This window comes from Pseudomonas sp. MHK4 (assembly GCF_054600775.1).
Map to the genome: position 1 here is coordinate 320,973 of NZ_BAAIAK010000004.1, position 25,332 is coordinate 346,304.

At 60.8% G+C, this 25,332-nt stretch carries 21 protein-coding genes; 19 read left to right on the top strand and 2 right to left on the bottom strand.

The annotated features are described in order from the left end of the window. The first annotated feature begins 32 nt into the window (after window positions 1–32). The 16 genes from glnE to ACYP2Q_RS13435 all read left to right on the top strand — a co-directional run bounded on the left by glnE (window position 33) and on the right by ACYP2Q_RS13435 (window position 18,924). Window positions 33–2,972: a bifunctional [glutamate--ammonia ligase]-adenylyl-L-tyrosine phosphorylase/[glutamate--ammonia-ligase] adenylyltransferase gene (gene glnE / locus ACYP2Q_RS13360; RefSeq protein WP_459730885.1), complete on the top strand. Its 2,940-nt coding sequence runs from the start codon at window positions 33–35 to the stop codon at window positions 2,970–2,972. Between the two features lie 194 nt (window positions 2,973–3,166). After that, window positions 3,167–4,201, top strand: coding sequence for a lipopolysaccharide heptosyltransferase II (waaF, locus tag ACYP2Q_RS13365; RefSeq protein ID WP_459730886.1), 1,035 nt, complete (start codon window positions 3,167–3,169; stop codon window positions 4,199–4,201). 1 nt (window position 4,202) lies between these two features. Beyond that, window positions 4,203–5,264: a lipopolysaccharide heptosyltransferase I gene (waaC, locus tag ACYP2Q_RS13370; RefSeq protein ID WP_459730888.1), complete on the top strand. Its 1,062-nt coding sequence runs from the start codon at window positions 4,203–4,205 to the stop codon at window positions 5,262–5,264. Continuing rightward, window positions 5,264–6,385, top strand: a complete 1,122-nt coding sequence (locus ACYP2Q_RS13375; RefSeq protein WP_459730889.1) for a glycosyltransferase family 4 protein — start codon at window positions 5,264–5,266, stop codon at window positions 6,383–6,385. The genes waaC and ACYP2Q_RS13375 overlap by 1 nt, the downstream gene beginning before the upstream one ends. Continuing rightward, window positions 6,386–7,192 carry a lipopolysaccharide core heptose(I) kinase RfaP gene (gene rfaP, locus ACYP2Q_RS13380; protein WP_459730890.1) on the top strand — a complete coding sequence of 269 codons (807 nt, stop codon included), beginning with the start codon at window positions 6,386–6,388 and terminating at the stop codon, window positions 7,190–7,192. Beyond that, a complete protein-coding gene (locus ACYP2Q_RS13385) occupies window positions 7,192–7,926 on the top strand; it encodes a lipopolysaccharide kinase InaA family protein (protein WP_459730891.1) in 735 nt (244 codons plus the stop codon). The genes rfaP and ACYP2Q_RS13385 overlap by 1 nt, the downstream gene beginning before the upstream one ends. After that, on the top strand, window positions 7,923–8,675 hold the full coding sequence (locus ACYP2Q_RS13390; RefSeq protein ID WP_459730892.1) for a lipopolysaccharide kinase InaA family protein: 753 nt from the start codon (window positions 7,923–7,925) through the stop codon (window positions 8,673–8,675). The genes ACYP2Q_RS13385 and ACYP2Q_RS13390 overlap by 4 nt, the downstream gene beginning before the upstream one ends. Further along, a complete protein-coding gene (locus ACYP2Q_RS13395) occupies window positions 8,675–10,126 on the top strand; it encodes a lipopolysaccharide kinase InaA family protein (protein ID WP_459730893.1) in 1,452 nt (483 codons plus the stop codon). Before ACYP2Q_RS13390 ends, ACYP2Q_RS13395 begins: the two co-directional genes overlap by 1 nt. Window positions 10,127–10,246: 120 nt before the next feature. After that, complete coding sequence (locus ACYP2Q_RS13400; RefSeq protein ID WP_459730894.1) at window positions 10,247–10,582, top strand: YceK/YidQ family lipoprotein; 336 nt, start codon at window positions 10,247–10,249, stop codon at window positions 10,580–10,582. Between the two features lie 163 nt (window positions 10,583–10,745). After that, window positions 10,746–12,503, top strand: a complete 1,758-nt coding sequence (locus ACYP2Q_RS13405; protein ID WP_459730895.1) for a carbamoyltransferase family protein — start codon at window positions 10,746–10,748, stop codon at window positions 12,501–12,503. Beyond that, window positions 12,487–13,617: a glycosyltransferase gene (locus ACYP2Q_RS13410; RefSeq protein WP_459730896.1), complete on the top strand. Its 1,131-nt coding sequence runs from the start codon at window positions 12,487–12,489 to the stop codon at window positions 13,615–13,617. Before ACYP2Q_RS13405 ends, ACYP2Q_RS13410 begins: the two co-directional genes overlap by 17 nt. Beyond that, window positions 13,617–14,513: an antimicrobial resistance protein Mig-14 gene (locus ACYP2Q_RS13415; protein WP_459730898.1), complete on the top strand. Its 897-nt coding sequence runs from the start codon at window positions 13,617–13,619 to the stop codon at window positions 14,511–14,513. The genes ACYP2Q_RS13410 and ACYP2Q_RS13415 overlap by 1 nt, the downstream gene beginning before the upstream one ends. An 8-nt stretch (window positions 14,514–14,521) precedes the next feature. After that, a complete protein-coding gene (locus ACYP2Q_RS13420) occupies window positions 14,522–15,922 on the top strand; it encodes a PIG-L deacetylase family protein (protein WP_459730899.1) in 1,401 nt (466 codons plus the stop codon). Window positions 15,923–16,007: 85 nt separating this feature from the next. Then, window positions 16,008–16,964 (top strand): glycosyltransferase, encoded by a 957-nt coding sequence (locus ACYP2Q_RS13425; protein WP_459730900.1) that lies wholly within the window; start codon window positions 16,008–16,010, stop codon window positions 16,962–16,964. 55 nt (window positions 16,965–17,019) lie between these two features. Further along, window positions 17,020–17,781 (top strand): glycosyltransferase family 2 protein, encoded by a 762-nt coding sequence (locus ACYP2Q_RS13430; RefSeq protein ID WP_459730901.1) that lies wholly within the window; start codon window positions 17,020–17,022, stop codon window positions 17,779–17,781. 48 nt (window positions 17,782–17,829) lie between these two features. Continuing rightward, window positions 17,830–18,924 (top strand): glycosyltransferase, encoded by a 1,095-nt coding sequence (locus ACYP2Q_RS13435; protein WP_459730902.1) that lies wholly within the window; start codon window positions 17,830–17,832, stop codon window positions 18,922–18,924. On the opposite strand, the gene ACYP2Q_RS13440 is transcribed toward ACYP2Q_RS13435, so the two are convergent. Further along, a complete protein-coding gene (locus tag ACYP2Q_RS13440) occupies window positions 18,919–19,485 on the bottom strand; it encodes a BUD32 family EKC/KEOPS complex subunit (RefSeq protein ID WP_459730903.1) in 567 nt (188 codons plus the stop codon). The two genes, ACYP2Q_RS13435 and ACYP2Q_RS13440, sit on opposite strands and share 6 nt — an antisense overlap. A 149-nt stretch (window positions 19,486–19,634) precedes the next feature. Between ACYP2Q_RS13440 and ACYP2Q_RS13445 the strand changes: the two genes are divergently transcribed. From ACYP2Q_RS13445 to hldE, 3 genes are all read left to right on the top strand, one after another. After that, a complete protein-coding gene (locus ACYP2Q_RS13445) occupies window positions 19,635–20,807 on the top strand; it encodes an O-antigen ligase family protein (protein WP_459730904.1) in 1,173 nt (390 codons plus the stop codon). A gap of 15 nt (window positions 20,808–20,822) precedes the next feature. Further along, entirely contained in the window at window positions 20,823–22,628 is a 1,806-nt protein-coding gene (msbA, locus tag ACYP2Q_RS13450) for a lipid A export permease/ATP-binding protein MsbA (RefSeq protein ID WP_459730905.1), read from the top strand. Window positions 22,629–22,824: 196 nt separating this feature from the next. Beyond that, window positions 22,825–24,249, top strand: coding sequence for a bifunctional D-glycero-beta-D-manno-heptose-7-phosphate kinase/D-glycero-beta-D-manno-heptose 1-phosphate adenylyltransferase HldE (gene hldE, locus ACYP2Q_RS13455; protein WP_459730906.1), 1,425 nt, complete (start codon window positions 22,825–22,827; stop codon window positions 24,247–24,249). Window positions 24,250–24,350: 101 nt separating this feature from the next. On the opposite strand, the gene ACYP2Q_RS13460 is transcribed toward hldE, so the two are convergent. Beyond that, on the bottom strand, window positions 24,351–25,310 hold the full coding sequence (locus ACYP2Q_RS13460; protein WP_459730907.1) for a metal ABC transporter ATPase: 960 nt from the start codon (window positions 25,308–25,310) through the stop codon (window positions 24,351–24,353). Window positions 25,311–25,332: the final 22 nt, after the last annotated feature.

Below are 25,332 nucleotides of genomic sequence, written 5' to 3' on the forward strand. Positions count from 1 at the left end.
GCAGCCCGTCACACGCCGATCAAGGATAGACCATGAGCCTGCCCCCGCTTGCCGACCTGCCCGCCATTCTGTTGCCGTTTGTCACCCGCGCCGAGCAGTCGTTCCGCGCCGCCGTCGACGCATTGGATGATGACCATGGTCTGACCACCTGGACCGCGGAACGCTGGGCGCAATTCGCTCGCGTCACTGCCGCCAGCGACTTTGTCATCGAACAAAGTGTGCGTGATCCGCTGATGTTGCTGGCGCTGGTGCAGTCCGGCGAACTCGACCGCAGCTTTGCCCCTGGCGAGATGCGCGCGCAGATTGGCGCCGCCGTGGACGCCGCTGAAACGGAAGAGCAACTCGGTCGTGCCTTGCGCCGCCAGCGCGCGCGCCAGCAGGTGCGGATCGTCTGGCGCGACCTGACTCGCCAGGCCGATCTGGTGCAGACCTGTCGCGACCTCTCGGACATGGCCGATGCGAGCATCGACCTGGCCTATCAGTGGCTGTACACCCGGCATTGCCAGCAGTTCGGCGTGCCGACCGGCCGGCGTAGCGGCGAGCCGCAGCAGATGGTCATCCTCGGCATGGGCAAGCTGGGTGCGGTGGAGCTCAATCTGTCGTCGGACATCGATCTGATCTTTGCCTACCCCGAAGGCGGCGAAACCGTCGGGGTCAAACGCCCGCTGGACAACCAGGAATTTTTCATTCGTCTCGGCCAGCGCCTGATCAAGGCCCTGGACCCGATGACTGTCGACGGCTTCGTGTTTCGCGTCGACATGCGCCTGCGCCCTTATGGTTCGTCGGGTGCGCTGGTGTTGAGTTTCAATGCGCTGGAGCAGTACTACCAGGACCAGGGTCGCGACTGGGAACGCTACGCGATGATCAAGTCGCGGGTGGTGGCCGGCGATCAAGTGGCCGGTGCGCAGTTGCAAGAGATGCTGCGGCCGTTCGTTTATCGGCGCTACCTGGACTTTTCCGCCATCGAAGCGCTGCGCACCATGAAGCAGCTGATCCAGCAGGAAGTTCGACGCAAGGGCATGGCCGACAATATCAAGCTCGGCTCCGGCGGCATCCGTGAGGTGGAATTTATCGCCCAGGCCTTCCAGCTGATTCATGGCGGTCGCGACCTGAGTCTGCAGCAGCGTCCGCTATTGAAAGTGCTGAGCACGCTGGAGGGGCAGGGTTATTTGCCGCCAGCGGTGATCAGTGAACTGCGCGAAGGCTACGAGTTCCTGCGTTATACCGAGCACGCGATCCAGGCGATTGCCGATCGCCAGACGCAGATGCTGCCCGACAGCGCCCAGGACCAGGCGCGCATTGCCTTCATGCTGGGCTTCGCCGACTGGCCGGCGTTCCATGAGCAATTGATGCACTGGCGTGGTCGTGTGGCCTGGCATTTCGGCCAGGTGATCGCCGATCCCGATGAGGAGCAGGGCGCCGAAAGCGAAGTGGTGGTGGGCGGCGAATGGCTGCCATTGTGGGAGGAGGCCCAGGATGAAGAAGCCGCCTGCCGTCAGTTGCAGGAGGGCGGTTTCGCCGATGCCGGCAAAGCGTTGAAGGCCTTGGCCAGCCTGCGCGGCAGTCCGCAATTGCGCGCCATGCAGCGTCTGGGGCGCGAACGTCTCGATGCCTTTATTCCGCGTTTGCTGGCTCAGGCTGTAGAACATGCCAACCCGGATCTGGTGCTGGAGCGGGTATTGCCACTGGTTGAAGCCGTGGCGCGCCGTTCGGCCTATCTGGTGCTGTTGACCGAAAACCCCGGTGCACTGCGACGCTTGCTGACATTGTGTGCGGCGAGCCCGTGGATCGCCGAACAGATCACCCGCTTTCCGCTGCTGCTCGACGAGTTACTCAACGAAGGCCGGTTGTTCAAGCCGCCGTTGGCGCCGGAACTGGCCGCCGAGTTGCGCGAACGTCTGACGCGGATTCCCGAGGACGACCTCGAGCAGCAAATGGAAGCCTTGCGCCATTTCAAGCTGGCGCACCGCTTGCGGGTCGCCGCTTCGGAAATCGCCGGCAGCCTGCCGCTGATGAAAGTCAGCGATTACCTGACCTGGCTCGCCGAAGCGATCCTGGAACAGGTGCTGGCCCTGGCCTGGCGGCAAACGGTCGCCAAGTACGGCACTCCACTGCGCACCGACGGCACCTTGTGCGATCCCGGCTTCATCATTGTCGGTTATGGGAAAGTCGGTGGCCTGGAATTGGGGCATGGTTCGGACCTGGACCTGGTGTTCATCCATGATGGCGATCCACAGGCAGAAACCGACGGGCCGAAGTCGATCGATGGCGCGCAGTTTTTCACCCGACTGGGCCAGCGCATCATTCACTTGCTGACGGCGCAGACCAACTCCGGTCAGCTTTATGAAGTCGACATGCGCCTGCGACCGTCCGGTGCATCCGGGCTGCTGGTGAGTTCACTGGGGGCCTTTGCCCGCTATCAGGAAAATGAAGCCTGGACCTGGGAGCATCAGGCACTGGTCAGGGCGCGGGTGCTGGTCGGCAGCGAGGATGTCGGTCGGGCGTTCGAGCAGGTTCGCGCGGCGATCCTGGGCAAGGCACGCGACCTGTCGACCCTGCGCCAGGAGGTCAGCGAGATGCGCGCCAAGATGCGCGATAACCTGGGCAGCAAGAGTACCGCGGCCGGCACCGGGGCAAATGCCTTCGAGGCCACGGCACCCTTCGACCTCAAGCAGGACGCTGGAGGTATCGTCGATATTGAATTTATGGTGCAATACGCGGCCCTGGCGTGGTCCGAAACACATCCGCCACTGCTGCGCTGGACGGACAATATCCGCATTCTGGAAGAGCTGGAGAAGGCAGGGCTGATGCCCGTCGAGGACGCCAGCCTGTTGCGTGAGGCTTATAAAGCCTACCGCTCCGCCGCCCACCGGCAGGCCTTGCAGAAGGATGCCGGGGTGATACCGGGAGACCAGTTCGCGGACGAACGGCGACAAGTCATGCGGATCTGGCGTGAGCTGGGGCTAAGCTGAAATGCGGTATTTGCCACACCGAATACCCAATGTGGGAGCGAGCCTGCTCGCGATGAGGCCGTCACATCCAGCATCGATGCTGATGGTCATGTCGCTTTCGCGAGCAGGCTCGCTCCTACAGTAGATTTGCAGTGTTTTGTAGAATTCTCGAGGCGGGGAGGCGTAGGCCTCCCCGGTTCGTTTATGGAAACCACATGAAAATTCTGATCGTTGGGCCCAGTTGGGTCGGTGACATGGTGATGGCGCAGACACTGTTTCAGTGTCTCAAGCAACGCCACCCGCAATGCGAAATCGACGTGCTGGCCCCCGAGTGGAGCCGGCCGATTCTTGAGCGCATGCCCGAAGTTCGCCAGGCCTTGAGCTTTCCGCTCGGCCACGGTGCACTGGAACTGGCGACGCGTCGACGCATCGGCAAATCCCTGGCCGGCCAGTACGACCAGGCGATTCTTTTGCCCAATTCCCTGAAATCGGCACTGGTGCCGTTCTTTGCCGGTATCCCCAAACGCACCGGCTGGCGAGGCGAGTTCCGTTACGTCCTGCTCAACGACGTGCGCACGCTGGATAAAGAACGTTACCCGCTGATGATCGAGCGTTTCATGGCCCTGGCCTACGAGCCGGGCGTTGAACTGCCCAAACCCTACCCGCGCCCGAGCCTGCAGATCGATCCGGTGACTCGCGAGGCCGCATTGGCCAAGTTTGGCCTGGCCCTCGATCGTCCGGTATTGGCCCTGTGCCCCGGTGCCGAGTTCGGCGAGTCCAAGCGCTGGCCGTCCGAGCACTATGCCAAGGTCGCCGAGGCGAAGATTCGCGAGGGTTGGCAAGTCTGGCTGTTCGGCTCGAAAAACGATCATGCCGTGGGTGAAGACATCCGTTCGCGGCTGATTCCCGGCTTGCGGGAGGAGTCGGTGAACCTCAGTGGCGGCACTTCGTTGGCCGAGGCCATCGATTTGCTGTCCTGTGCCGATTCGGTGGTGTCCAACGACTCTGGCCTGATGCACGTTGCCGCCGCGCTGAACCGCCCGCTGGTGGCGGTCTACGGCTCGACGTCGCCGGGCTTCACGCCGCCGCTGGCCGAGCATGTCGAGATCGTGCGCCTGGGCATCGAGTGCAGCCCATGCTTCGACCGCACATGCCGTTTCGGCCATTACAACTGCCTGCGCCAGCTGATGCCGCAAGCGGTGAACGAAGCCTTGCAGCGTTTGCAGGGCACTGTGGTCGAGGTCAAATAGTTTGCGGGTACTGCTGATCAAGACTTCATCGCTGGGCGACGTGATTCATGCGCTGCCGGCGCTGACCGACGCCTCGCGGGCCATCCCCGGCATCACGTTCGACTGGGTGGTGGAAGAAGGCTTCGCCGAAATTCCGAGCTGGCACCCGGCGGTGGGCAAGGTGATTCCGGTAGCGATCCGTCGCTGGCGCAAGAACATCTGGCAGACCATCAAGAGTGGCGAGTGGAAGCGCTTCAAGCAAAGCGTTCGCGCCAGCCAATACGACCTGGTGATCGATGCCCAGGGCCTGCTCAAAAGCGCCTTGCTCACCCGGTATGTGAAAGCACCGGTGGCCGGACTCGATAAAAGTTCGGCGCGCGAGCCCATCGCCGCGCGGTTCTATAACCGACGCCTGGCGGTTGCCCGTGGCCAGCATGCGGTAGAGCGGGTGCGTCAGTTGTTTGCCATTGCCCTGGGTTATGACTTGCCCAAGGGACTGGGCGACTACGGCCTGAGCGTCGAACGCCTGGTGGAACTGCCGCGCAAGAATCCGTACGTGGTGTTCCTGCATGGCACGACATGGGACACCAAGCACTGGCCTGAAGCCTACTGGCGAGAGTTGACCGAGCGGGTCGGGTATCTCGGGGTGGGCGTGAAACTGCCGTGGGGCAACGCGGTGGAGAAAGCCCGCGCCGAGCGCATCGCCGCCGGCTTCAAGCACGCCGAGGTGTTGCCCAAGCTGAATCTGGCCGGGGTTGGCAAGGTGCTGGCCGGCGCACAGGCCTGCGTGGCGGTGGACACCGGCCTTGGTCATCTGGCCGCGGCGCTGGATGTGCCGACGCTGTCGCTGTTCGGCCCGACCAATCCGGGCCTGACCGGCGCCTATGGCAAGTCGCAGATTCACCTGGCCAGCGACTTCCCCTGCGCGCCGTGCCTGCAAAAGAAATGCACTTATCAACCGACGGCCGAAGATGCCCGTCAGTTTGACCTGAAACGCGAGTGGCCATTGTGCTTCACGCGTCTGAACCCCGAGCGTGTCGCGAGCCGACTGAGCACGTTATTACTGGCTGAGGAGCTGCGCTGATGCAATTGGCATTTGTCCTGTACAAGTACTTTCCCTTTGGTGGCCTGCAGCGCGATTTCATGCGAATCGCCCTGGAGTGCCAGAAGCGCGGCCATCAGATCCGCGTCTACACGCTGATCTGGGAAGGCGAGGTGCCGCCGGGTTTCGAAGTGCTGGTGGCGCCGGTCAAGGCCTTCTTCAACCATCGACGCAACGAAAAGCTCAGCGAGTGGATGGAAGCGGACCTGGCCAAGCGTCCGGTGGACCGCCTGATCGGTTTTAACAAGATGCCGGGCCTGGATGTCTACTACGCCGCTGACGGCTGCTTTGAAGACAAGGCGCAGAACCTGCGCAATTCGCTGTACCGGCGCTGGGGTCGCTACCGCCATTTCGCCGAGTACGAGCGTGCGGTGTTCGCCAGGGATGCCAAGACTGAAGTGCTGATGATTTCCGAGGTCCAGCAACCGCTGTTCATCAAGCATTACGATACGCCGCTGGAGCGCTTCCACCTGCTGCCGCCAGGCATCGCCCAGGATCGTCGTCGGCCGGCGGATGCGGACGAGATTCGCGCCGGTTTCCGCGCTGAATTCAACCTGAAGGACGATGACCTGCTGCTGGTGCAGATCGGCTCCGGGTTCAAGACCAAGGGCGTGGATCGCAGTCTCAAGGCCCTGGCGGCGTTGCCCGCTGATCTGAAGAAGCGCACCCGGCTGTTTGTAATTGGCCAGGATGACCCCAAACTGTTCCAGATGCAGAGCGCCACGCTGGGGCTCGGCGACAACGTGACGTTCCTCAAGGGTCGCAGCGATATTCCGCGTTTCCTGTTGGGCGCCGATCTGTTGATCCACCCGGCCTACAACGAAAACACCGGTACCGTGCTGCTCGAAGCACTGGTGGCCGGGTTGCCGGTGCTGGTGAGTGCGGTCTGCGGGTACGCCCATTACATCGCCGAGGCTGACGCGGGCCTGGTGCTGGACGAGCCGTTCGATCAAGCCCAGCTGACACAGTACCTGACCGGCATGTTGAACGACGCTCAAGCAAGGGCGGCCTGGAGCCGCAATGGTGTGGCCTTCGCCGAGACGGCCGACCTCTACAGCATGCCGCAGCACGCGGCGGATGTGATTCTGGCGGAGCACGCTTAAATGAAGTTGATGCTGGCTGAACCGTTCAAGAGCCTCTGGGCCGGACGCGACCCGTTCGCCGAAGTCGAGGGCTTGCAGGGCGAGGTGTACCGAGAGCTCGAAGCTCGCCGTACCCTGCGTACCGAGGTGGGCGGCAACGGATTTTTCGTAAAGATCCACCGTGGCATCGGCTGGGGCGAGATCTTCAAGAACCTGCTCACCGCCAAGCTGCCTGTCCTCGGGGCCGGTCAGGAGTGGAAGGCCATCCAACGCCTGCAGGAAGTCGGCGTGCCGACCATGACTGCCGTCGCTTATGGCGAAAAGGGCAGCAACCCGGCGGACCAGCATTCGTTCATCGTCACCGAGGAGCTGGCGCCGACCGTCAGCCTCGAAGACTTCAGCATCAACTGGATCAAGCAGCCGCCCGCGCCAAAACTCAAGCGCGCGCTGATCGCTGAAGTGGCGCGCATGACCGGCATGATGCACCGTGCCGGGGTCAACCATCGCGACTGTTACATCTGCCATTTCCTGCTGCACACCGACAAACCGGTGACCGCGGACGATTTCAAACTCTCGGTGATTGACCTGCACCGCGCCCAGACCCGTCCGACGATCACCTCGCGCTGGCGCAACAAGGATCTGGCGGCGCTGTATTTTTCCGCCCTGGACATCGGCCTTACCCGGCGCGACAAATTGCGTTTTCTCAAAGGCTACTTCCAGCGGCCGCTGCGCCAGATCCTGGGCGAAGAAGCAGGGCTGTTGAGTTGGCTCGAAGGCAAGGCCAACAAGCTTTACGAGCGCAAACAGCGATACGGAGACGCGCTCTGATGGCAGGTTGGAATCTGGAGCCGGCTTACTGCGATCTGGCAGAAGACTTCGGCACCCTCGATGCCGTGTTTGCACTGCAGGGGGAGCGCCTGACCCGCGATCCGCTGTCGGAGGTCATTCGCGTACAGCGCAATGGCGTCAACTATTACGTCAAGCGCTACGTGGGGGCTGGCAAAGGCTTGCGCCGTTACCTGGGCAAACCACGGGTGAAGATGGAGTGGCAGAACCTCAAGCGCTTCGCCAAGTGGGGCATTCCTACCGCAGAGGTAGTGGCCTGGGGGCTGGAGCGTCGCGGTGCGGCCTATGACCGCGGGGCGATGATCACTCGCGAACTGCCGCGTACAGAAGATTTGTCTGCACTGGCCGAGCGGCACGACGCGAAACTGGCGGACCGCGCCTGGGTCGACAGTATCAGCCAGCAACTGGCCAGTTACACCCGCACGATGCACGAGCATCGCTTTACCCATAACGATTTGAAGTGGCGCAACCTGCTGGTCGACGATCAGGCCCGGCTGTTCCTGATCGACTGTCCCAACGGTGACTTCTGGAGCGGTTTCTGGCTCAAGTACCGAATCACCAAGGACCTGGCCTGCCTGGACAAGGTCGCCAAGTATCAACTGTCGGCTACCCAGCGCCTGCGCTTTTACCTGCAATACCGCCAACGGACCCGGCTCAATGCCGCCGACAAGAAACGTATCCGGCACGTGGTGAGATTTTTCGAGGGACGCGAATGACTGATTTCCTGGCCGCTGAAGACCGTGCGCTGCTTGAGCGTCACGGCCTCGGCAGTTTCGATGCGCTCTGGGCGCGGCAGCTCGATGCCGTGGACGAACCCAACACCCAGCGTGGTGGCTGGAGCAGCGTGTTTCGACTGGATCTGGAAGGTCATGGCTACTACCTCAAGCGCCAGAGCAACTACCAGACGCATACCTTGCACGCGCCGTTTGGCGAGCCGAGTTTTGCCCGGGAGTTTCGCAACATCAGCCGCTACGAAAAGCTCGGCATACCGGCACTCAAGGCGGTGTTCTTCGGTGAGCGCAAGGTGGGCGGCGAAACCCGGGCCATTCTTCTCACGCGTGCCCTGGACGGTTGGGATGATCTGGACTCGCTGTTGCAGCGCTGGGCGGATCTCGGCGAGGCGCATCAGGTGGCCATTCTGCAAGCTTGCGGGCATCTGGCCCAGCGTCTGCACCGCATGCGCCAGGTGCATGGCTGCTTCTACCCCAAGCATATTTTCCTGCGGGCCACCGGCGCCGGCTATGAGGCTCAACTGATCGACCTGGAAAAGACCCGGCACTTGTTGTTCGGGCTGCGTGACCGGGTCAAGGACCTGGAGCCGTTGCTGCGTCGGGCACCCGAGTGGAGTGCAGCGCAATTGCGGGTGCTGCTCGCCGCCTACCTGGATCTACCCCAGGACAGCTCGTTGATCGACACCTGGCTGACGCGCCTGACCGCGCGGCGCAGCCATAAGGAGAAGCGCTGATGCGTTTGTCCGAACTGAAAAATGCTGGCCGTCACCCGAGCCTGCCGCTAAGTCTTTCACTGGCCGATGCTGCCGGGCCGGCGCAGTTGCAGTTGCTGACCCTGTTGCGGGTATTGCCCGGACAGCGTTATGTCGGTGCGGGTGTCTGGCGCGGTCGGCCGGTGCTGGCCAAGTTGTTGGTTGGCAGCAAGGCGGCGCGGCATTTCCAGCGCGAGCTGGACGGCGTGCGATTGCTCGCCGCCCAAGGCCTGACCACACCGGTGCTGTTGGCTGACGGTCTGAAGGAAGGCGAGGGTGGCTGGCTGCTGTTTGAATTCCTTGAGGGCGCCCAGAGCCTCGGAGATGCCTGGCAACAGGTGGAAGGCCTGCCGGTGCTGGCCGATGAACAATCAGCCGTTCTGGCGCAAGCCTTGGGTGCGATCGGTCAAATGCATCGCAAGGGTTTGTGGCAGGAGGACCTGCACTTGGACAACCTGCTGCGTCAGGGCAATCGACTGTACTTGATCGATGGCGCCGGAATCTGCAGTGAAACGGCGGGCCAGCCGCTTTCGCGGCAGAAGGTCCTGGAAAACCTCGGGGTGTTTTTCGCCCAGTTGCCCAAGTCGCTGGAGCCGTTCACCGAAGAATTGCTGGTGTATTACCTGCTGAGCAACGGTGAGCATGCCCTGCCCATGGAGGCGCTGCAGAAGCAGGTCGACAAGGTGCGCAGCTGGCGTCTCAAGGACTTCCTGATCAAGGTCGGTCGCGAATGCACGCTGTTCAGTGTCCAGCGCGGAGCGTTCGGCTTGCGGGCGATTCGCCGCGAAGAAGAAGCTGCGATGCTGCCGGTACTGGCCCGGGCCGATGCCTTGCTGGATCAGGGGCACCTGTACAAGACCGGCGGCGCAGCGAGCGTCGGCAAGGTCGAGGTGGGCGGTCGTGCGCTGGTGATCAAGCGCTACAACATCAAGGGTTTCGCCCACTGGCTCAAGCGCTTCTGGCGCCCGAGCCGTGCCTGGCACTCCTGGCGCGAAGGCAATCGCCTGGCCTTTCTCGGCATCGCAACGCCCAAGCCCCTGGCGGTGCTGGAGAAACGTTTTCTCTGGTTGCGCAGCCGCGCCTACCTGATCACCGAGCATCTGTCGGGCCCAGACATCATCGAGCGTTTCGCGCCATACATTGAGAGCGGCGATGCTCCTGAAGCCGAGTTGCTGGCGCTGGATCACCTGTTCGCCGAATTGATTGGTGAGCGCATCAGCCATGGCGACTTCAAAGGCCACAACCTGTTCTGGCAGCAGGATCGCTGGGCGCTGATCGATCTGGATTCGATGTGCCAGCACGCCTCGCTCGTCAGCTTCGCTCCGGCGTATGCGCGGGATCGGGCGCGGTTCATGCGCAACTGGCCGCAAAGTAGTGCGTTGTATCAGGTCATCGATCAGCGGCTTCCGAAAGACGCCTCCAGCGCTGTCTGAGTCCCGCCCGAGATTTGCGGACAAGTTCATGTGAACGGTCCTACAGGATCTTGGGAAGCCATGAACTGTGGCCCGAATGACCACGATGCTAGTTTGCCTGACGTTCACGGAGGGTAAGCTTTGACGATCAAAAAGATAGTCACATCAGGTGTGGTCTCACTGGCTTTGACGGGGTGCGGGACCGTTTCATCGGTATTGCAGGATGACACCAGCGCGGCCCAGGGGCTTCGCAAGCAAAAAACCTACTGTCAGTCCATCCCGCGGATCTACAGCGGCCTGGCCTACGATTTTTGTGTATTGAATGCGCCGCCCGATCCTACGGGTATCCTCGCAGCGGCCGTTTTGGTGGACCTGGTTTTCTCCGGCGCCCTGGACACCGTCGTCCTGCCGTATACGGTTTACCGGCAGGGGGTTGATGGAAACATCCTGGTTTACTGGCGGCCAGCACGTGGATAGACAGTACCCGGGACTCTCCCGAAACGCTCGCGGCTTGCCTCTAGAGGCTTGCTGCTGCTTTTAAGCTATAATCCCGCCCTTTAGCTGTCTCTCGCCCCTTGCGAGGGCACATTCATTTTGAGGCGCATTGCGCCTGCACGCAGACTAAAGAGGCTAGACCCCTGTGGCATTGACGATTCTTGGCCTGTCCGGCGCCCTTAGCCATGATCCTTCCGCAGCCTTGTACATCGACGGCAAGCTGATCGCGGCGGCGGAAGAAGAGCGCTTCGTACGCGATAAACATGCAAAGAACCGCATGCCCTACGAATCGGCGAAGTTCTGCCTGGAACAGGCCGGCATCAAGCCTTCCGACGTAGACGTGGTAGCGATTCCATTCGCACCGATCAGCCTGTTCGGCAAGGCCCGCTGGCAGTACGCCAAGCGTTACTGGTACGCCCCGGACCGCGCACTCGACGCGATCCTGATGGGCAACCGTCGCTACAAGCGCTATCGCAACAAGATCGTCTGGTGCCTGGAGCAACTGGGTTTCGATCCGAAGAAGATCAAGATCGAGCCGGTCGAACACCACCTGGCCCACGCCTCCAGTGCCTACCACTGCTCCGGTTTCAAGGAGAAGACCGCGATCCTCGGGATCGACGGCAAGGGCGAGTACGCCACGACCTTCTTCGGTTATGGCGAAAACGGCAAGATCCACAAGATCAAGGAATTCTTCGATCCGGACTCCCTGGGCGGCCTGTACGGCGCGATCACCGAGTTCCTCGGTTTCGATATGCTCGACGGTGAGTTCAAGGTCATGGGCATGGCGCCGTATGGCGACGCGAGCAAATACGATTTCTCGCGCCTGGCTTCGTTCGAAAACGGCGAGTTGGTCATCAACACCGACTACGCCAACGTCATCGGCCTGCGTCGCTACAAAGAGAAGGGCAAGGGCTACTACTTCTCGCCGAAGCTGATCGAGTGGCTGGGTCCCAAGCGCGAAGGCGACATCGCCGACGAGCCGTACATCCACTACGCCGCGAGCATCCAGGCGCTGTTCGAAAAGATTTCGCTGCAGATGATCGACCACTACCTGGGCGACGTGCTCAAGGAAACCGGCAAGCTGGCCTACGCCGGCGGCTGTGCGTTGAACGTCAAGCTGAACCAGAAAATCATCGCCCGCGACGACGTCAAGGAGCTGTTCGTTCAGCCTGCCTCTGGCGACGCCGGTACAGCGGTGGGTGCGGCAGCCTATGTGTCCCACGCCCGTGGCGTACCGGTCGAGAAGATGGAACACGTCTACCTCGGCCCGTCGTACAGCAACGAAGACGTGATCGCGGCCTGTGCCCGTCACGAGAACAAGCCCGCGTGGCGCAAGCTCGACAACATGCCGGAGCAGATCGCCAAGATCATGGTCGATGGCAACCCGGTGGCCTGGTTCCAGGGCCGCATGGAGTTCGGTCCGCGCGCACTGGGCGGTCGCTCGATCATCGGTTGCCCGAGCATTCCCGGCGTAGCTGACCGCATCAACCACCAGATCAAGTTCCGCGAGCGCTGGAGGCCTTTCTGCCCGTCGATGCTCGACACTGTGGCGCCGCAGATGATCAAGATCGATCACCCGGCGCCGTTCATGACCTTCACCTTCGAAGTGGCGGAAGAATGGAAAACCCGCGTGCCGGAAGTGGTCCACGAGGACGGCACTTCCCGCGCCCAGGTGCTCAAGCGCGAATACAACCCGCGCTACTACGACATGATGAAGGCGCTGGAAGTACTCACCGGCAACGGCGTGTCGCTGAACACTTCGCTCAACCGTCGTGGCGAACCGATGATTTGCTCCCCGACGGACGCCTTGAACATGTTCTTCGGTTCCGATCTACAGTATCTGATCATGGAAGATATCCTGGTGGTCAAAGAGGGCGCGGACACCTATGACACGCTCGGCTGAACGCCATGTGTTGCAGTTCTGCCACGGCTATGACGGGCCGTTCCTGGACTGCGCCCGGCAGTACGCCAGCCTGTTCGCGGGGACCGGTTATCGGGTGACTACGGTGTTTCTGACCGGGGTCGCCGATGCCGAGGTTGCTGCAGGTTGCGCCAGCGATGAAGTGTTGTTCATGGAATACAGCTCCAAGGCCATTCGTGGCCTGAAGCTGGGTGCCATCGGCGATCTGCGCAAGATCGCCGCGTCGCGCAATTTCAGTTTCTGCATCGCCCATCGCTTCAAGCCGATCTACATCGCCTTGCTCGGCACCTCGTTGCCGGTAATTGGCGTGCACCATGCGTTTGACGATTACAAGCGCGGCACACGCAAACTCTTCGCGCATGTTTTCCGCAAGCGCCTGAGCCTGCTCGGGGTGTCCGATGCGGTGCGCGATGACATGCGCCAATGCCTGCCGAAGTGGCCGGCGGCGCGGATCCAGACGCTGTATAACCGGATCGATGTGCCTGCTTTGCAGGCGAGCCAGCTGTCGGTTCGCGAGGCGCGCGAGACCCTCGGCCTGTCGGCGGATGCCTGGATTGTCGGCAACGTCGGTCGTCTGCATCCGGACAAGGACCAGGCGACGTTGCTGGACGGTTTTGCCGTGGCGCTGCCCGGTTTGCCGGCCAACAGCCAGATGGTGATTCTCGGTAGCGGGCGTCTGGAGCAGGATCTCAAGGCCCAGGCTCGCGAATTGGGGATTGGCAATCGGGTGCTGTTCCTCGGTCAGGTCCCTGAGGCCCGGCGGTATTTCAGCGCTTTCGATGTGTTTGCCCTGAGTTCCGACCATGAACCATTCGGCATGGTGCTGCTCGAAGCCATGGCGGCGGGCGTGCCGTTGCTCGCAACGGCCTGTGGCGGAGCGAAGGAAGTGGTCGAAGGCGTGGGCATCCTGTTCCCGCTGGGCGATGCCGAGCACCTGGCCCAAGGCCTGCAGCACCTGGCCGCAATGGACGAGCAGCAACGTCGCCAGTGCGCCGAGCTGATGCTCGAGCGCCTGCGTGAACGTTTCTCAGACCGCGCGGTGCGCGATGTTTTCTGGCATTTGCCGCACGTTACCGAACTGGCACAGAGGGGCTGATGCTCAACCGATTTCAAGGCTGGCGTGAACGTGGCTGGTCGCTATCCGATGCCACGACCTATGCCGAGACCTGGCAGCGTTATGGCGGCAGTGTCGCCACTCACCCTCTGGTAGTCGACCGCCTGGCGCAGCTGGCCGGTATCCCGGTGCGATACCTGGCCTGGGAGCAGGACGGCGAAATCAAGGCTGCGATCCCGACCTGGGGGCGCGACCTCGCCTTGTCCAAGGACGTGCTCAAGCGTAACGGCAAGAAGGGCTTGTTCGACCTTGGCAATGCCGAGATCATCCTGCCGGCTGCAGCGGATGCCCAGGCACCTTTGCGCCATCGCGGGCGTTACCTGTCGGCGCTCAACGAAAACCGTTTCACCGGCATCAGGCTGCAGGCCGAACAGCTGGCCATGGCCCGCACGCCCGAAGAGTTGTCGAAGAAGTTTCGCTATAACCAGCGCCGCGAACTCAGGTTGCTGGAAGAGGCCGGTGGCGTCGTACGACCGGTCTGCGAGTTTTCCAGCCAGGAGCTGGGGGCGATCTATTGTGATCTGTTCCAGCGCCGCTGGGGGTTTGCGGCGACCGGTGCCGAGCGCATGGCCGAGGTCATCGAGTTGTTGCGCGAGTTGCTGATCGGTTCGGTGATTTTCCTCAATGATGCGCCCATTGCCATTCAACTGGTGTATCGCGTCGAGACTCCGCAATGGATCAGCGTCGAATACATCAATGGCGGTGTCGATCCCGAAACCCGCGAGTTCAGCCCCGGTAGTGTGCTGAGTTTTCTCAACACCCAAAGCGCCTGGGAGCACGCCAGGGCACTGGACAAGCCCTTGCGCTTTTCCTTTGGCCGCGCCGACCGGGAATACAAGGATCGCTGGTGCAACCCTGTGCCGGTCTACACCGTATGAGTAAAGCCATGAGCCGCAAACAGCAATTGCTCAAGCGCCACCGGCGCAACAAACGCATCGGTCTGCTGGTCGCGCTGGTGCTATTGGTCCTTTGCGGCATCCTGGTGGCGTGGTGGCTGCCGCTGGTGCTTGCGTTGGTGGGCTGGATGGCCCACGAAGCCTGGTTTGCCGATCACCTGTTCTATTCGCCAAAAGACGACTATCAGTACACCTTTGCACCCTACACCCCGCAGCCCAAAGTGCACTTGAGCGGGGAGCACCTACGCCTGGATGAGGGGGTGATGCTGGTCGACGACGCGACGCTGGTGCTGGCCCTGAAGGTAAAAAGCACGTGGCTGGGACGCTTCTTCGATCCTGTGGTCGAGTTGGAAGGTGGCGACAATCCTGACCGGCAGACCTTCGAGCGGGGTGTGAATGGCCTGCGTTACCTCAACCTCAGTGGTCAGGCCCAGGTGCTCTCGCGTGGTGATTTGCGTCTGCGCGGGCGTTTCTGCCGACTGCTGGGCGAGCCGGTCTTGTGGGCATTCGAGCACCCGGACTTTCGCCGCCAACGGGTCATGGTCATTGCCCCGCATGCCGATGATGCCGAGCTGGCGGCCTACGGGTTGTACAGCCAGGCGGACGAGACCTGGATCGTGACGCTCACCGCTGGTGAAATCGAAGCCGAACATTATCAGCGCATGGGCATGAACAAGGTCGAGGCGGCGCGCCTGAAAGGCCGGTTGCGCGCCTGGGACAGCATTGCCGTGCCGCGCTGGGCCGGCGTCCCGCAAGCCCATTGCGTGCAGTTGGGTTATTTCTGCCTGCAACTGGCAGCCATGCAGGCATCGCCCGCCAAGCCGATAGGCTCGCGAGAAGCGGATTTGAGCGACACCCGGTTGTTTCGCCAATTGAACCCGTTTGGCCTGCCGGGCGATGTTGACGGCGCGCCAACCTGGAACAACCTGCTGGCGGATCTGCAGGCCCTGCTGCTGCGGGCTCGACCTGAGGTGATCGTGTTGCCGCACCCGACCCTCGACCCGCACCCCGATCACATTTGTGCGCAGGCCGCGGTGCTCGAAGCGCTCAAAGGTCTTGATTGGCAACCGACGTTGTTGGGGTATGCCAATCACCTGCACGACAACGATCGCTGGCCCATGGGGGACACCGGAGCCGGTATTGCCCTACCTCCCGGCTTCGATCTCGGCCAGCAGATGCATCCCTACTGCCTGCAGCTTTCCCTGGCGCAGCAGCGTGACAAGGCCATGGCATTGGCAATGATGCACGACCTGCAACCACCGGCACCCTTCAAGCGTCGCCTGCGGCGCGGATTGCAGCGGTTGCTGGCGGGTCGGGTCGGTTCGCGATACGGCGAAAATGAGTTTTTTCGCAAGGCTGTGCGGCGCCAGGAACTGTTCTGGCGTTTGTAAGGTGTCATGGGCCTGAAGGTCGGCTGCCTGAAGGCGGATTCGGATTCAGGTGTTGCTCCATTTGCCTGTTGTGGCAAGGAAGACGATGAAAGTTCTATTTCTGGTGCAGAAAGATCAGCGGGCCATTCTGGACCGTCTGTACGACGGCGTGGCGGCTCATTGCGAGTGCGACCTGCGGTGGTTGAGCAGCAAGGAACAGCGCAACCTGCGCAGTTATTTCCGGCGTGAAGTCGATGTGTCGCGCTACGACCGGATCGTGTTTTTCCTGCGCTTCAAGCAGGAGATCCGCCAGGTTGGATTTATCCGCACGATTCCCAACCTGGTCATTCTCGAACACGATGCCTACCAGAACTACATTCCTTGCAAGTACACCGGCAAGTTCAGCGCGCACTACCGTCGCCTGCCGTGGGCGCGGGTCATCAGTTCCGGTTTCGTTGTCACCGAACGCCTGCGTGCAGAAGGTTTCGATGCGGTGTTCGTGCCCAAGGGCTATGACCAGACGCAGCTTGAGGATCAGGGGCGCGAGCGCGATATCGAGCTGGCGTTCGTCGGCAGTACCAACAGCGTTGCCTACAGTGGCCGCAAGGCCCTGCTCGATGAGCTGGGCCGCGTCGAGCCCCTGGTGGTGACTCGCACGAAATCCGGCGAGGAGTACCGCGACACGCTCAACCGCATTCGCTTTTTCGTCAGTGCCGACGTCGGCATGGGCGAATTCATGATCAAGAATTTCGAGGCCATGGCCTGTGGCTGTGTATTGCTGGCCTTTGATCAGGGCGCTGCGGAAAGCCAGGCGCTGGGTTTGCAGGACATGCACAACGTGGTGTTCTACCAGGACATTGCGCAGCTTCAGGAGAAGTTGGCCAGATTGCGCAGCGACCCACAACTGGCGCAGGGCATCGCTCGCAATGGTCGGGAGCTGGCGGTCAGCCAGTTCAGCTTTGCACGCATTGGCCAACGTATCGTTGAAGAACTTGAGCCTGCACTGCGCACTCGCGCGCCGTTGAGTCTGCTGGAAAGAATTCGACTCAATTTGGGCGTTTGACAAGTGTTGGCCAGCCATCGATATTGCTGGCCACTTCTACTTTATTGAGACAGCCGTGCATTTTTCCCGCGAGAGTGACATCACGCTAGTGGTCACAAGCTGTGGTCGCCTGGATCTGCTCAAGACCACACTCGAGAGCTTCGACCGATTCAATACGGCCCCGATCCGCGAAGTGTTCATCACTGAGGATGCAGGTGACGAAGGTGTTCACTCGGTCATTCCAACCCACTGGAAGGACCACTGCACGGTGTTCGTCAATCGGCCCAAACTGGGTCAACTGGCGTCGATCGACCTGGCGTACGAACATGTCGGCACGAGCTACATCTTCCATTGCGAGGATGACTGGGAATTCTATCGCCCAGGGTTTGTGGAAGACTCCATGACCATTCTCCAATCCCGCCCGGAAATCCTGCAAATATGGTTGCGTAGCTATACTCATGATCTGCGGGTTCACAGTCCCTATATTCATCTGGGACCCCGTGAGGTCGTCGGTGGAGTGGCTTGCCATCCATTGATTTCCGACAAGCCGCAGTGGCAGGGGTTCTCGCTGAACCCGGGCCTGCGCCGGGTAAAGGAATATCGATTGTGCGCGCCCTTTTCCGGGCACACTGGCGAGAAAGCGCTGTCACAGCGATACGCACAGTTGAATCTGGCTGCCCTGACGCTTGAAGCGGACGCAGTCATGCACACCGGGTTTGGCCTGCACGTGCAAACGCCTGTCGAGCGACAGCGCAAAGCGCGTCGCAGTCGACGCGAACAGGTCAAGTTCGTATTGTTTTTGTTGTTGGGAGTCTGCATTGGCTGGACCATCAAGTAGCGACACCGCAGCGTATCCCCATAACCTTCCGTATTGGCTGCTTGCCCTATGAGTATTCTCAACGTGATGTGGGTCGGTGGAGCTCCGTTTGCCTCGATCCACAAGGTGCATCAGCAGATACTGTCTCAGGCCTTGCCCTCGGCCCCGGTGAAAACCTGGTTGCTTCAGGGAGGCGCCGCCGAATGTGGCGTGAACATCGGTGAGATACGGGAATGGGGGCTGTCTTCTGCACGTTTGAAAGGACGGCATTTCTGGCGATTGACCAAACCCTGGATGCGAGCCCGGTTTCACCGCGCCCTCCAGGACAGCGATGCGCGTCTGCTATTGCTTGACGGGTTGGGGGTTGCGCGCACGCTGTTGCCGATACTCAAGTCATTGCCGCATATCCGTGTTGTGGTGATTTTTCATGGGGCGACGCGACTGCATGCGGATGACCGAGTGCTCTTTCAACAGCTGCCGGCTTCCCAGCTGGCATTGGCTGCAGTGTCGAACACCCTCGCAGCTTCACTGAGCAGTGACTTGCACATACCGGTCGTGACCTTGCGCAGTGCCTTTGAGCCTGCCGCTTTCCGTAGCGCTTTGCTTCCTCGGGAGGAGGCGCGGACCCGATTGGGCCTGCCTGCGGATGGTGGCCCGGTATTGGGAGCGGTGGGGCGCCTGGTTTCGGAAAAAGGCTTCAACTGCCTGCTCGACGCTTTTGCGCAGGCATTGCAGGAGCGCGCCGACATGAGACTGGTCATCCTCGGGGAGGGAAGCTCTCGTGCCAGGCTGCAAGCACGTATCGATGAGTTGGAACTACGCGGCAAAGTCTTGCTGCCGGGCCATCTCGACGATGCGGCGCGTCTTTATCGTGCGTTCGACTGGGTCGCGATTCCGTCGCGGGAGGAAGGTTTGGGGCTGATCATGCAGGAAGCAGTCATGGCTGGCGTTCCGGTGCTATCCAGTGACCTGGCGGTATTTCGCGAACAGTTGGCCGATAGCGGCTGGTACGCCCCGGTTGATGATGTGAACGCCTGGAGTGACGCGATCTTGCGAGCGTTCAGCGTTTGCGCCGAAGCGGTCGCCGCGGATCAGTTTCAGGCCTTAGGGCCGGACCAAGCCTGGCAGAGCTTCAGCCAGACTGCCCGTGCGCTACTTTCATGAGGGCAGCACTGCCTGCTCCAATGCTTGCATCGGAAAGGTGTCGTTCAGGTTCTCGCGCGCAATATAGCGCGCGAAGTGTTGCAGGTTGCGTTTGATCAGATGCCGAGGCAAGGGGGCTCGCAGGAAGCGCATGTCAGCCACATCAATCAGGCCCATTTGATTGTCGGGCGTGATCACGATGTTGCCCAGGTGCAGTGACCGGAAGTAAATCCCCGATTGATGAAGTCGGCGTATCAGTCCGGCCAGCTCAGGCAAGGCTTGCGGCCAGTTGAAACCGTCTTTGCTGGCGATCTGGCGCAGGGTCTCGCCTGGCAGTGGCTGGTACAGAACGGCTGTCATGCCGGGCGCCTGCAGTCGGTAATACTGCAGGACCTGCAAGGTCGGAACGCCGAGCTTTTGCAGCTCTACGGCATTGTCGATGAAGCGTTTCGAGTAAGGCCGGAACAGGGCGGATGAAAAAATACGCTTGCGACGAAATAGTTTAAGGATATTCCCATCTTGCAACAGGTAGACTTTTGGCCCGTAACTATCGGCCTCCAGTACTTTGGCACCGTCAATCATTTGATTTAGGGCGGCTTGAGGGAGCCGGGAACATTGCATCGTAGAAAGCCTTGTTGGAAGAACGGGGCGTCATGGCGGGCAATGATGCCGAAAAAATTCAGCTTTAACCATGTCGGGTTGGGTGAGCGAACGCTTACAGGAGCAATTTGATGCAAGAAACTCGTTGGGCGCAAGCATGGATGGCAACAGGTCTTTTGTGGTTTTTGTTGGCCATCGCCATTGCGCCTACCAACAAGCTCTATCAGCAAGGCTTGGTGGTGTTTCTCTGGTTGCCTGCAATCATGCTCTGCTGGCCCGCACGGGCCCGGCTTCGGGAATTGTTCCATGACCAGCGCTGGATCTACCTGCCGATGCTTGGGTTGGTGATCTGGTCACTGCTCAGTCTTTCATGGTCGAACGCGCCTGATCTGGAACGAGCGGCCAAGCGCGTGCTGTACATCGTGGTGTTCCTGTTGTTTTTTCCGATTTTCGCCAATGCCCGACCTGAGCGCGTGATCCGCGTCATGCAATGGGGGGGGGTAGGACTGGCTGTCACCGCGCTGGTGGCGATCGTCAAATTTTATGGAATGCATGGCAACGTCTGGAGTTCTCGCGTGGAAGGGCTGGGTGAATTGGCCCATCCGATTCTGGGCGGCTACGTCATCGGGCTGGCAGCAGTGTGGCTGGTGCTCTGGACGCCGCGTACAGGTGTGATGCAGGTGGTCTGTGCTGTTGCGTTGGGCTTTCTGGGTGTCTTCGTTCTGCTCAGCCAGAGTCGAGGTGCTGCCTTGGCATTGTTTCTCACGATACTGGCCATGCCGATCTGGTGCGGTGACCGGCGCAGTCGCATCGTCGCGGCGCTCGCGCTGATCGTCGCCATGCTGGCGTTCTGGCTTTTCGAGTCCCTGGTCCTGGCGCGCGGCGCTTCCTATCGCCCGCAGATCATGATGGCCAGTTTGCAAATGATCGCTGAGCACCCATGGCGGGGCCTGGGCCTTGGCAGTAACTACAGGGTGTTCGCCGATGGGCAGTCCTTTGATCACGCCCATAACCTGTTTACCCATGTGGCCATCGAATTGGGTCTGCCAGGGTTGTTGTTGTGGGCGGCGACCTGGATCGCAGTCCTGCGCGAGGCCTGGAAGGTTCGGGAAACACTCTATGCCAAGGGGATCATCGGCATATGGTTATTCTCTACCCTGGCGATGCAATTCGATGCCGCCAGCCTGAACGGGACACCGAGGGCTGAATGGTTTATCAGCTGGTTGCCCATTGGCCTGGCCAGTGTTTTGGTATGGGCGCGGGCCAATCCCGACGCTTGTGATAAAATTTCGCGTTCTTCCTAACCAGTGAGCTCTACGATGAGTGACGCACCGCCCAAAGCGGGACAGGACTCCAGCCTGAAAATCTATTTTCGGCTGTTGGGGTATGTAAAACCTTATCTCGGTCTTTTCTTGCTGAGTATCGTGGGCTTCGTGATCTTCGCCTCCACACAGCCGATGCTGGCGGGGATTCTCAAGTATTTCGTCGATGGCCTGAGCAATCCTGAAGCGGTGCTCTTCCCTGACGTCCCCTATCTGAAGGACTTGCAACTGCTGATGGCCGTGCCATTGCTGATCATCCTGATCGCGGCGTGGCAAGGCCTGGGCTCCTTCCTCGGCAACTATTACCTGGCGAAGGTTTCGTTGGGGTTGGTGCATGACCTGCGCGTCGAGTTGTTCAATAAATTGCTGGTCCTGCCAAACCGTTATTTCGATACCCATAATTCCGGGCATCTGATCTCGCGTATCACGTTCAACGTGACCATGGTTACCGGTGCCGCTACCGATGCCATCAAGGTAGTGATCCGCGAAGGCCTGACGGTGGTCTTCCTGTTTGCCTACCTGCTGTGGATGAACTGGAAACTGACCATCGTGATGCTGGCCATCCTGCCGCTGATTGCGCTGATGGTGGGTAACACCAGCAAGAAATTCCGCAAGCAGAGCAAGAAGATCCAGGTGGCCATGGGCGATGTGACCCATGTGGCGTCCGAGACCATCCAGGGTTATCGCGTGGTGCGCAGCTTCGGTGGCGAGAGCTACGAAGAGCGGCGCTTTGCCGAAGCCAGCCAGGGCAATACCGACAAGCAATTGCGCATGACCAAGACCGGGGCGGTCTACACGCCGATGTTGCAGCTGGTGATCTACACCGCCATGGCCGTATTGATGTTCCTGGTGCTGTTCCTGCGTGGTGATGCAACTGCCGGTGACCTGGTGGCCTACATCACTGCGGCGGGTCTGCTGCCCAAGCCGATCCGGCAGTTGTCGGAAGTCAGCTCGACCATTCAGAAAGGTGTCGCCGGTGCCGAAAGCATTTTCGAGCAACTGGACGTCGAGCCGGAAGTCGACCTCGGTACCGTTGAGCGCGACCGCGTCAACGGCTACCTGGAGGTGCGCAACCTGAGCTTTACCTATCCTGGCACAGAGCGAGAAGTGCTGAAGAACATCAGCTTCACTGCAGCGCCGGGGCAGATGATCGCTCTGGTTGGCCGCTCTGGCAGTGGCAAATCGACACTCGCCAGCCTGATTCCGCGCTTCTACCATCATGACGTCGGCGAGATCCTGCTCGATGATGTTGAAATCGAAGACTATCGCCTGCGCAATCTGCGTCGGCACGTAGCGCAAGTCACACAGCATGTGACCCTGTTCAACGACACCATCGCCAACAATATCGCCTACGGTGATCTGGCCGGCGCACCTCGCGCCGACATTGAAAAGGCTGCTGCGGACGCCTATGCAATGGACTTCGTCGCGCAGATGCCGCAAGGCCTGGATACTCAGGTCGGGGAGAACGGCGTACTGCTGTCCGGCGGTCAGCGCCAGCGCCTGGCGATTGCCCGGGCCTTGCTGAAAAATGCGCCGTTACTGATTCTCGACGAAGCAACCTCGGCACTCGATACCGAGTCCGAGCGTCACATTCAGGCAGCGCTGGATCAAGTCATGAAAGGTCGTACCACGCTGGTCATCGCTCACCGGTTGTCGACTATCGAAAAGGCTGACCTGATTCTGGTGATGGATCACGGCGAAATCGTCGAGCGTGGCACCCACACGCAACTGCTGGCGCAAAATGGCTACTATTCACGCCTGCATGCGATGGGGCTCGATTCTCCGGCCGAAGACATCGCCTGATACCGACTTCAGGGTGGGCATGGCTCACCCTGATGCTCTTGCGGCGTGCAATGCGCCGACCAGTATCCGCGCGCTGTTCTTGCTCATTAATTGATCAAAAAGCCTTGCGGCAAGATCCCGTTGCAGCCGTCACACAAGCCTGTGCCCACCCTGTGTTAATATCGCGCCCCTGTTCATTTTGTATGTGGGTTGCTCCATGAAGTTGTCCATGCCGCGATTCGATCAAGCCCCTGTCTTGGTGGTCGGCGATGTCATGCTCGACCGTTACTGGCATGGTGGTACCTCACGGATTTCCCCTGAGGCGCCAGTACCGGTAGTCAAGGTCGAACACATCGAGGACCGCCCGGGCGGTGCCGCCAACGTTGCGTTGAACATTGCCGCCCTTGGCGCGCCGGCCTCGCTGGTCGGCGTGACCGGCGACGATGAAGCCGCCGACAGTCTGGTCAATAGCCTCAAGGGTGCCGGTGTGCGCGCGTTGTTTCAGCGCATTGCCCACCAGCCGACCATCGTCAAGCTGCGGGTCATGAGTCGTCACCAGCAACTGTTGCGGATCGACTTCGAAGAACCGTTCGCCACTGACTCCCTGGCGTTGTCCGTACAAGTCGACGAACTGCTCGAAGGCATCAAGGTGCTGGTACTGTCCGACTACGGCAAAGGCGCGCTGAAAAACCATCAGGTGTTGATCCAGGCCGCCCGTGCCCGTGGCATTCCGGTGCTGGCCGATCCCAAGGGCAAGGATTTCTCCATTTATCGTGGTGCGAGCCTGATCACGCCGAACCTCAGCGAATTCGAAACCATCGTTGGTGGTTGCGCCGATGAGCACGAGTTGGTCAGCAAAGGCGCGCAGCTGATGCAAGACCTGGACCTCGGCGCCTTGCTGGTGACCCGTGGTGAACATGGCATGACCTTGCTGCGCCCCGATCATCCGGCATTGCACCTGCCGGCTCGCGCCCGTGAAGTGTTCGACGTGACCGGTGCTGGCGATACGGTAATTTCCACCCTGGCAGCGGCGATTGCCGCGGGTGAAGAGCTGCCGCACGCGGTGGGCCTGGCTAACCTGGCGGCAGGCATCGTGGTTGGCAAGCTCGGTACGGCGGCCATCAGCGCGCCGGAACTGCGTCGGGCTATCCAGCGTGAAGAAGGCTCCGAGCGCGGCGTGCTGGGCCTGGAACAGCTATTGCTGGCAGTCGATGATGCGCGTGCGCATAACGAGAAGATCGTCTTCACCAACGGCTGCTTCGACATCCTGCATGCCGGGCACGTGACGTACCTGGAGCAGGCACGGGCTCAAGGCGATCGCCTGATCGTTGCAGTCAATGACGATGCCTCGGTCAGCCGCCTGAAAGGGCCTGGCCGTCCGATCAACAGTGTCGATCGGCGCATGGCGGTGTTGGCAGGTCTGGGCGCGGTCGACTGGGTGATCAGTTTCGCTGAGGGCACACCGGAGAACCTGCTGCGCGAGGTCAAGCCGGACGTGCTGGTCAAGGGTGGGGACTACGGGATTGACCAGGTGGTCGGCGCGGACATCGTTACCGCCTACGGCGGCACCGTGAAAGTGCTGGGGCTGGTGGAAAATAGCTCCACCACCGCCATTGTCGAGAAGATCCGCAAGTCAGAATAAAGCCCTTGTAGGAGCGAGCTCGCTCGCGATGGACGTTAACGATAACGCGGGCTACCTGATTCAACGCGGTGCCCCTACTTCCATCGCGAGCAAGCTCGCTCCTACAAGGCACGCGGTACGATCTTCTTGAGCAGTTGCCTGGCCTTGCCACGCAATCGCGCCAATCCCGAAGCCTTCCCCGGCGGCGTCAAACCCTGCTGCCGCACCCAGTCCTTCCAGCGAATCCGCTCATCGTTCACCAGCCAGCCTTCCTGTCGGGCAAAGCTTTCGGCCAGGTACAGTCCACGTGTGCTCGCCGGGTGCAGTTGATCCTTTTTCAAGGTGTAGAGCTCGGCCAGGGGGTGGCCGTCCTTCAAAGGCATCAGGTACAGGTCGGGACGTTTGCGATCCAGACGGGCTACCAATTGATCGCCTTCCAGGCGTTCGTCGACGTGAAACAGGCTCAGGGATTTGGCTTCCTTGGGCACCTCCAGGCGCAAGTCGTAAATCAACTGTAGCGATGCGGTCGGCAAGTGCACGTAAGCCCGTGGTCGTTCGATCAATGGCAGGTTGGCGCATCGCACCGGGCGCGCCGATCCGGACAACGGTGACAGGCGAAACGGCAGGGCTTCGCGATAGTGCAGGGCGCTCGAGTAGGGCGCGGGTAGCCAGGTGTCATTGAAGCGCCCGCCGAGCCAGCCTTCCGGGGTTTCCAGCAGGCATTCCTCGGCAATTTCCTGGATGGCCGTGTGCAACGGCAGATTCAGCTCATGGGCCGGCACGTAGCCGGAAATCAGTTTGAGCACCACGTCACCGCGGTCCTGCCGCCGTTGGCGCACCAGCACCCAGTAATCGCGATTCTGCCAATGCAGTGTCAGGCGTACCGAAACCCCGAGGTTGGCCAACTCAAGGGAAAACCGTTGCGAATCGGCGACGGTCACCGGACGCCGACGTTGCAGGATCTGAGAGAAATTCAACGGCCTCCCGACGCTCTGATAACTCAAGCCTTCGGGAGTCGCTTCGACGAATAACGGCAGGGTCTTGAAGTTGCTCGGGTTCTTTCTGATGAGCGTACGCGGCATGTCGGCTCCTGCTTTAGGCCGC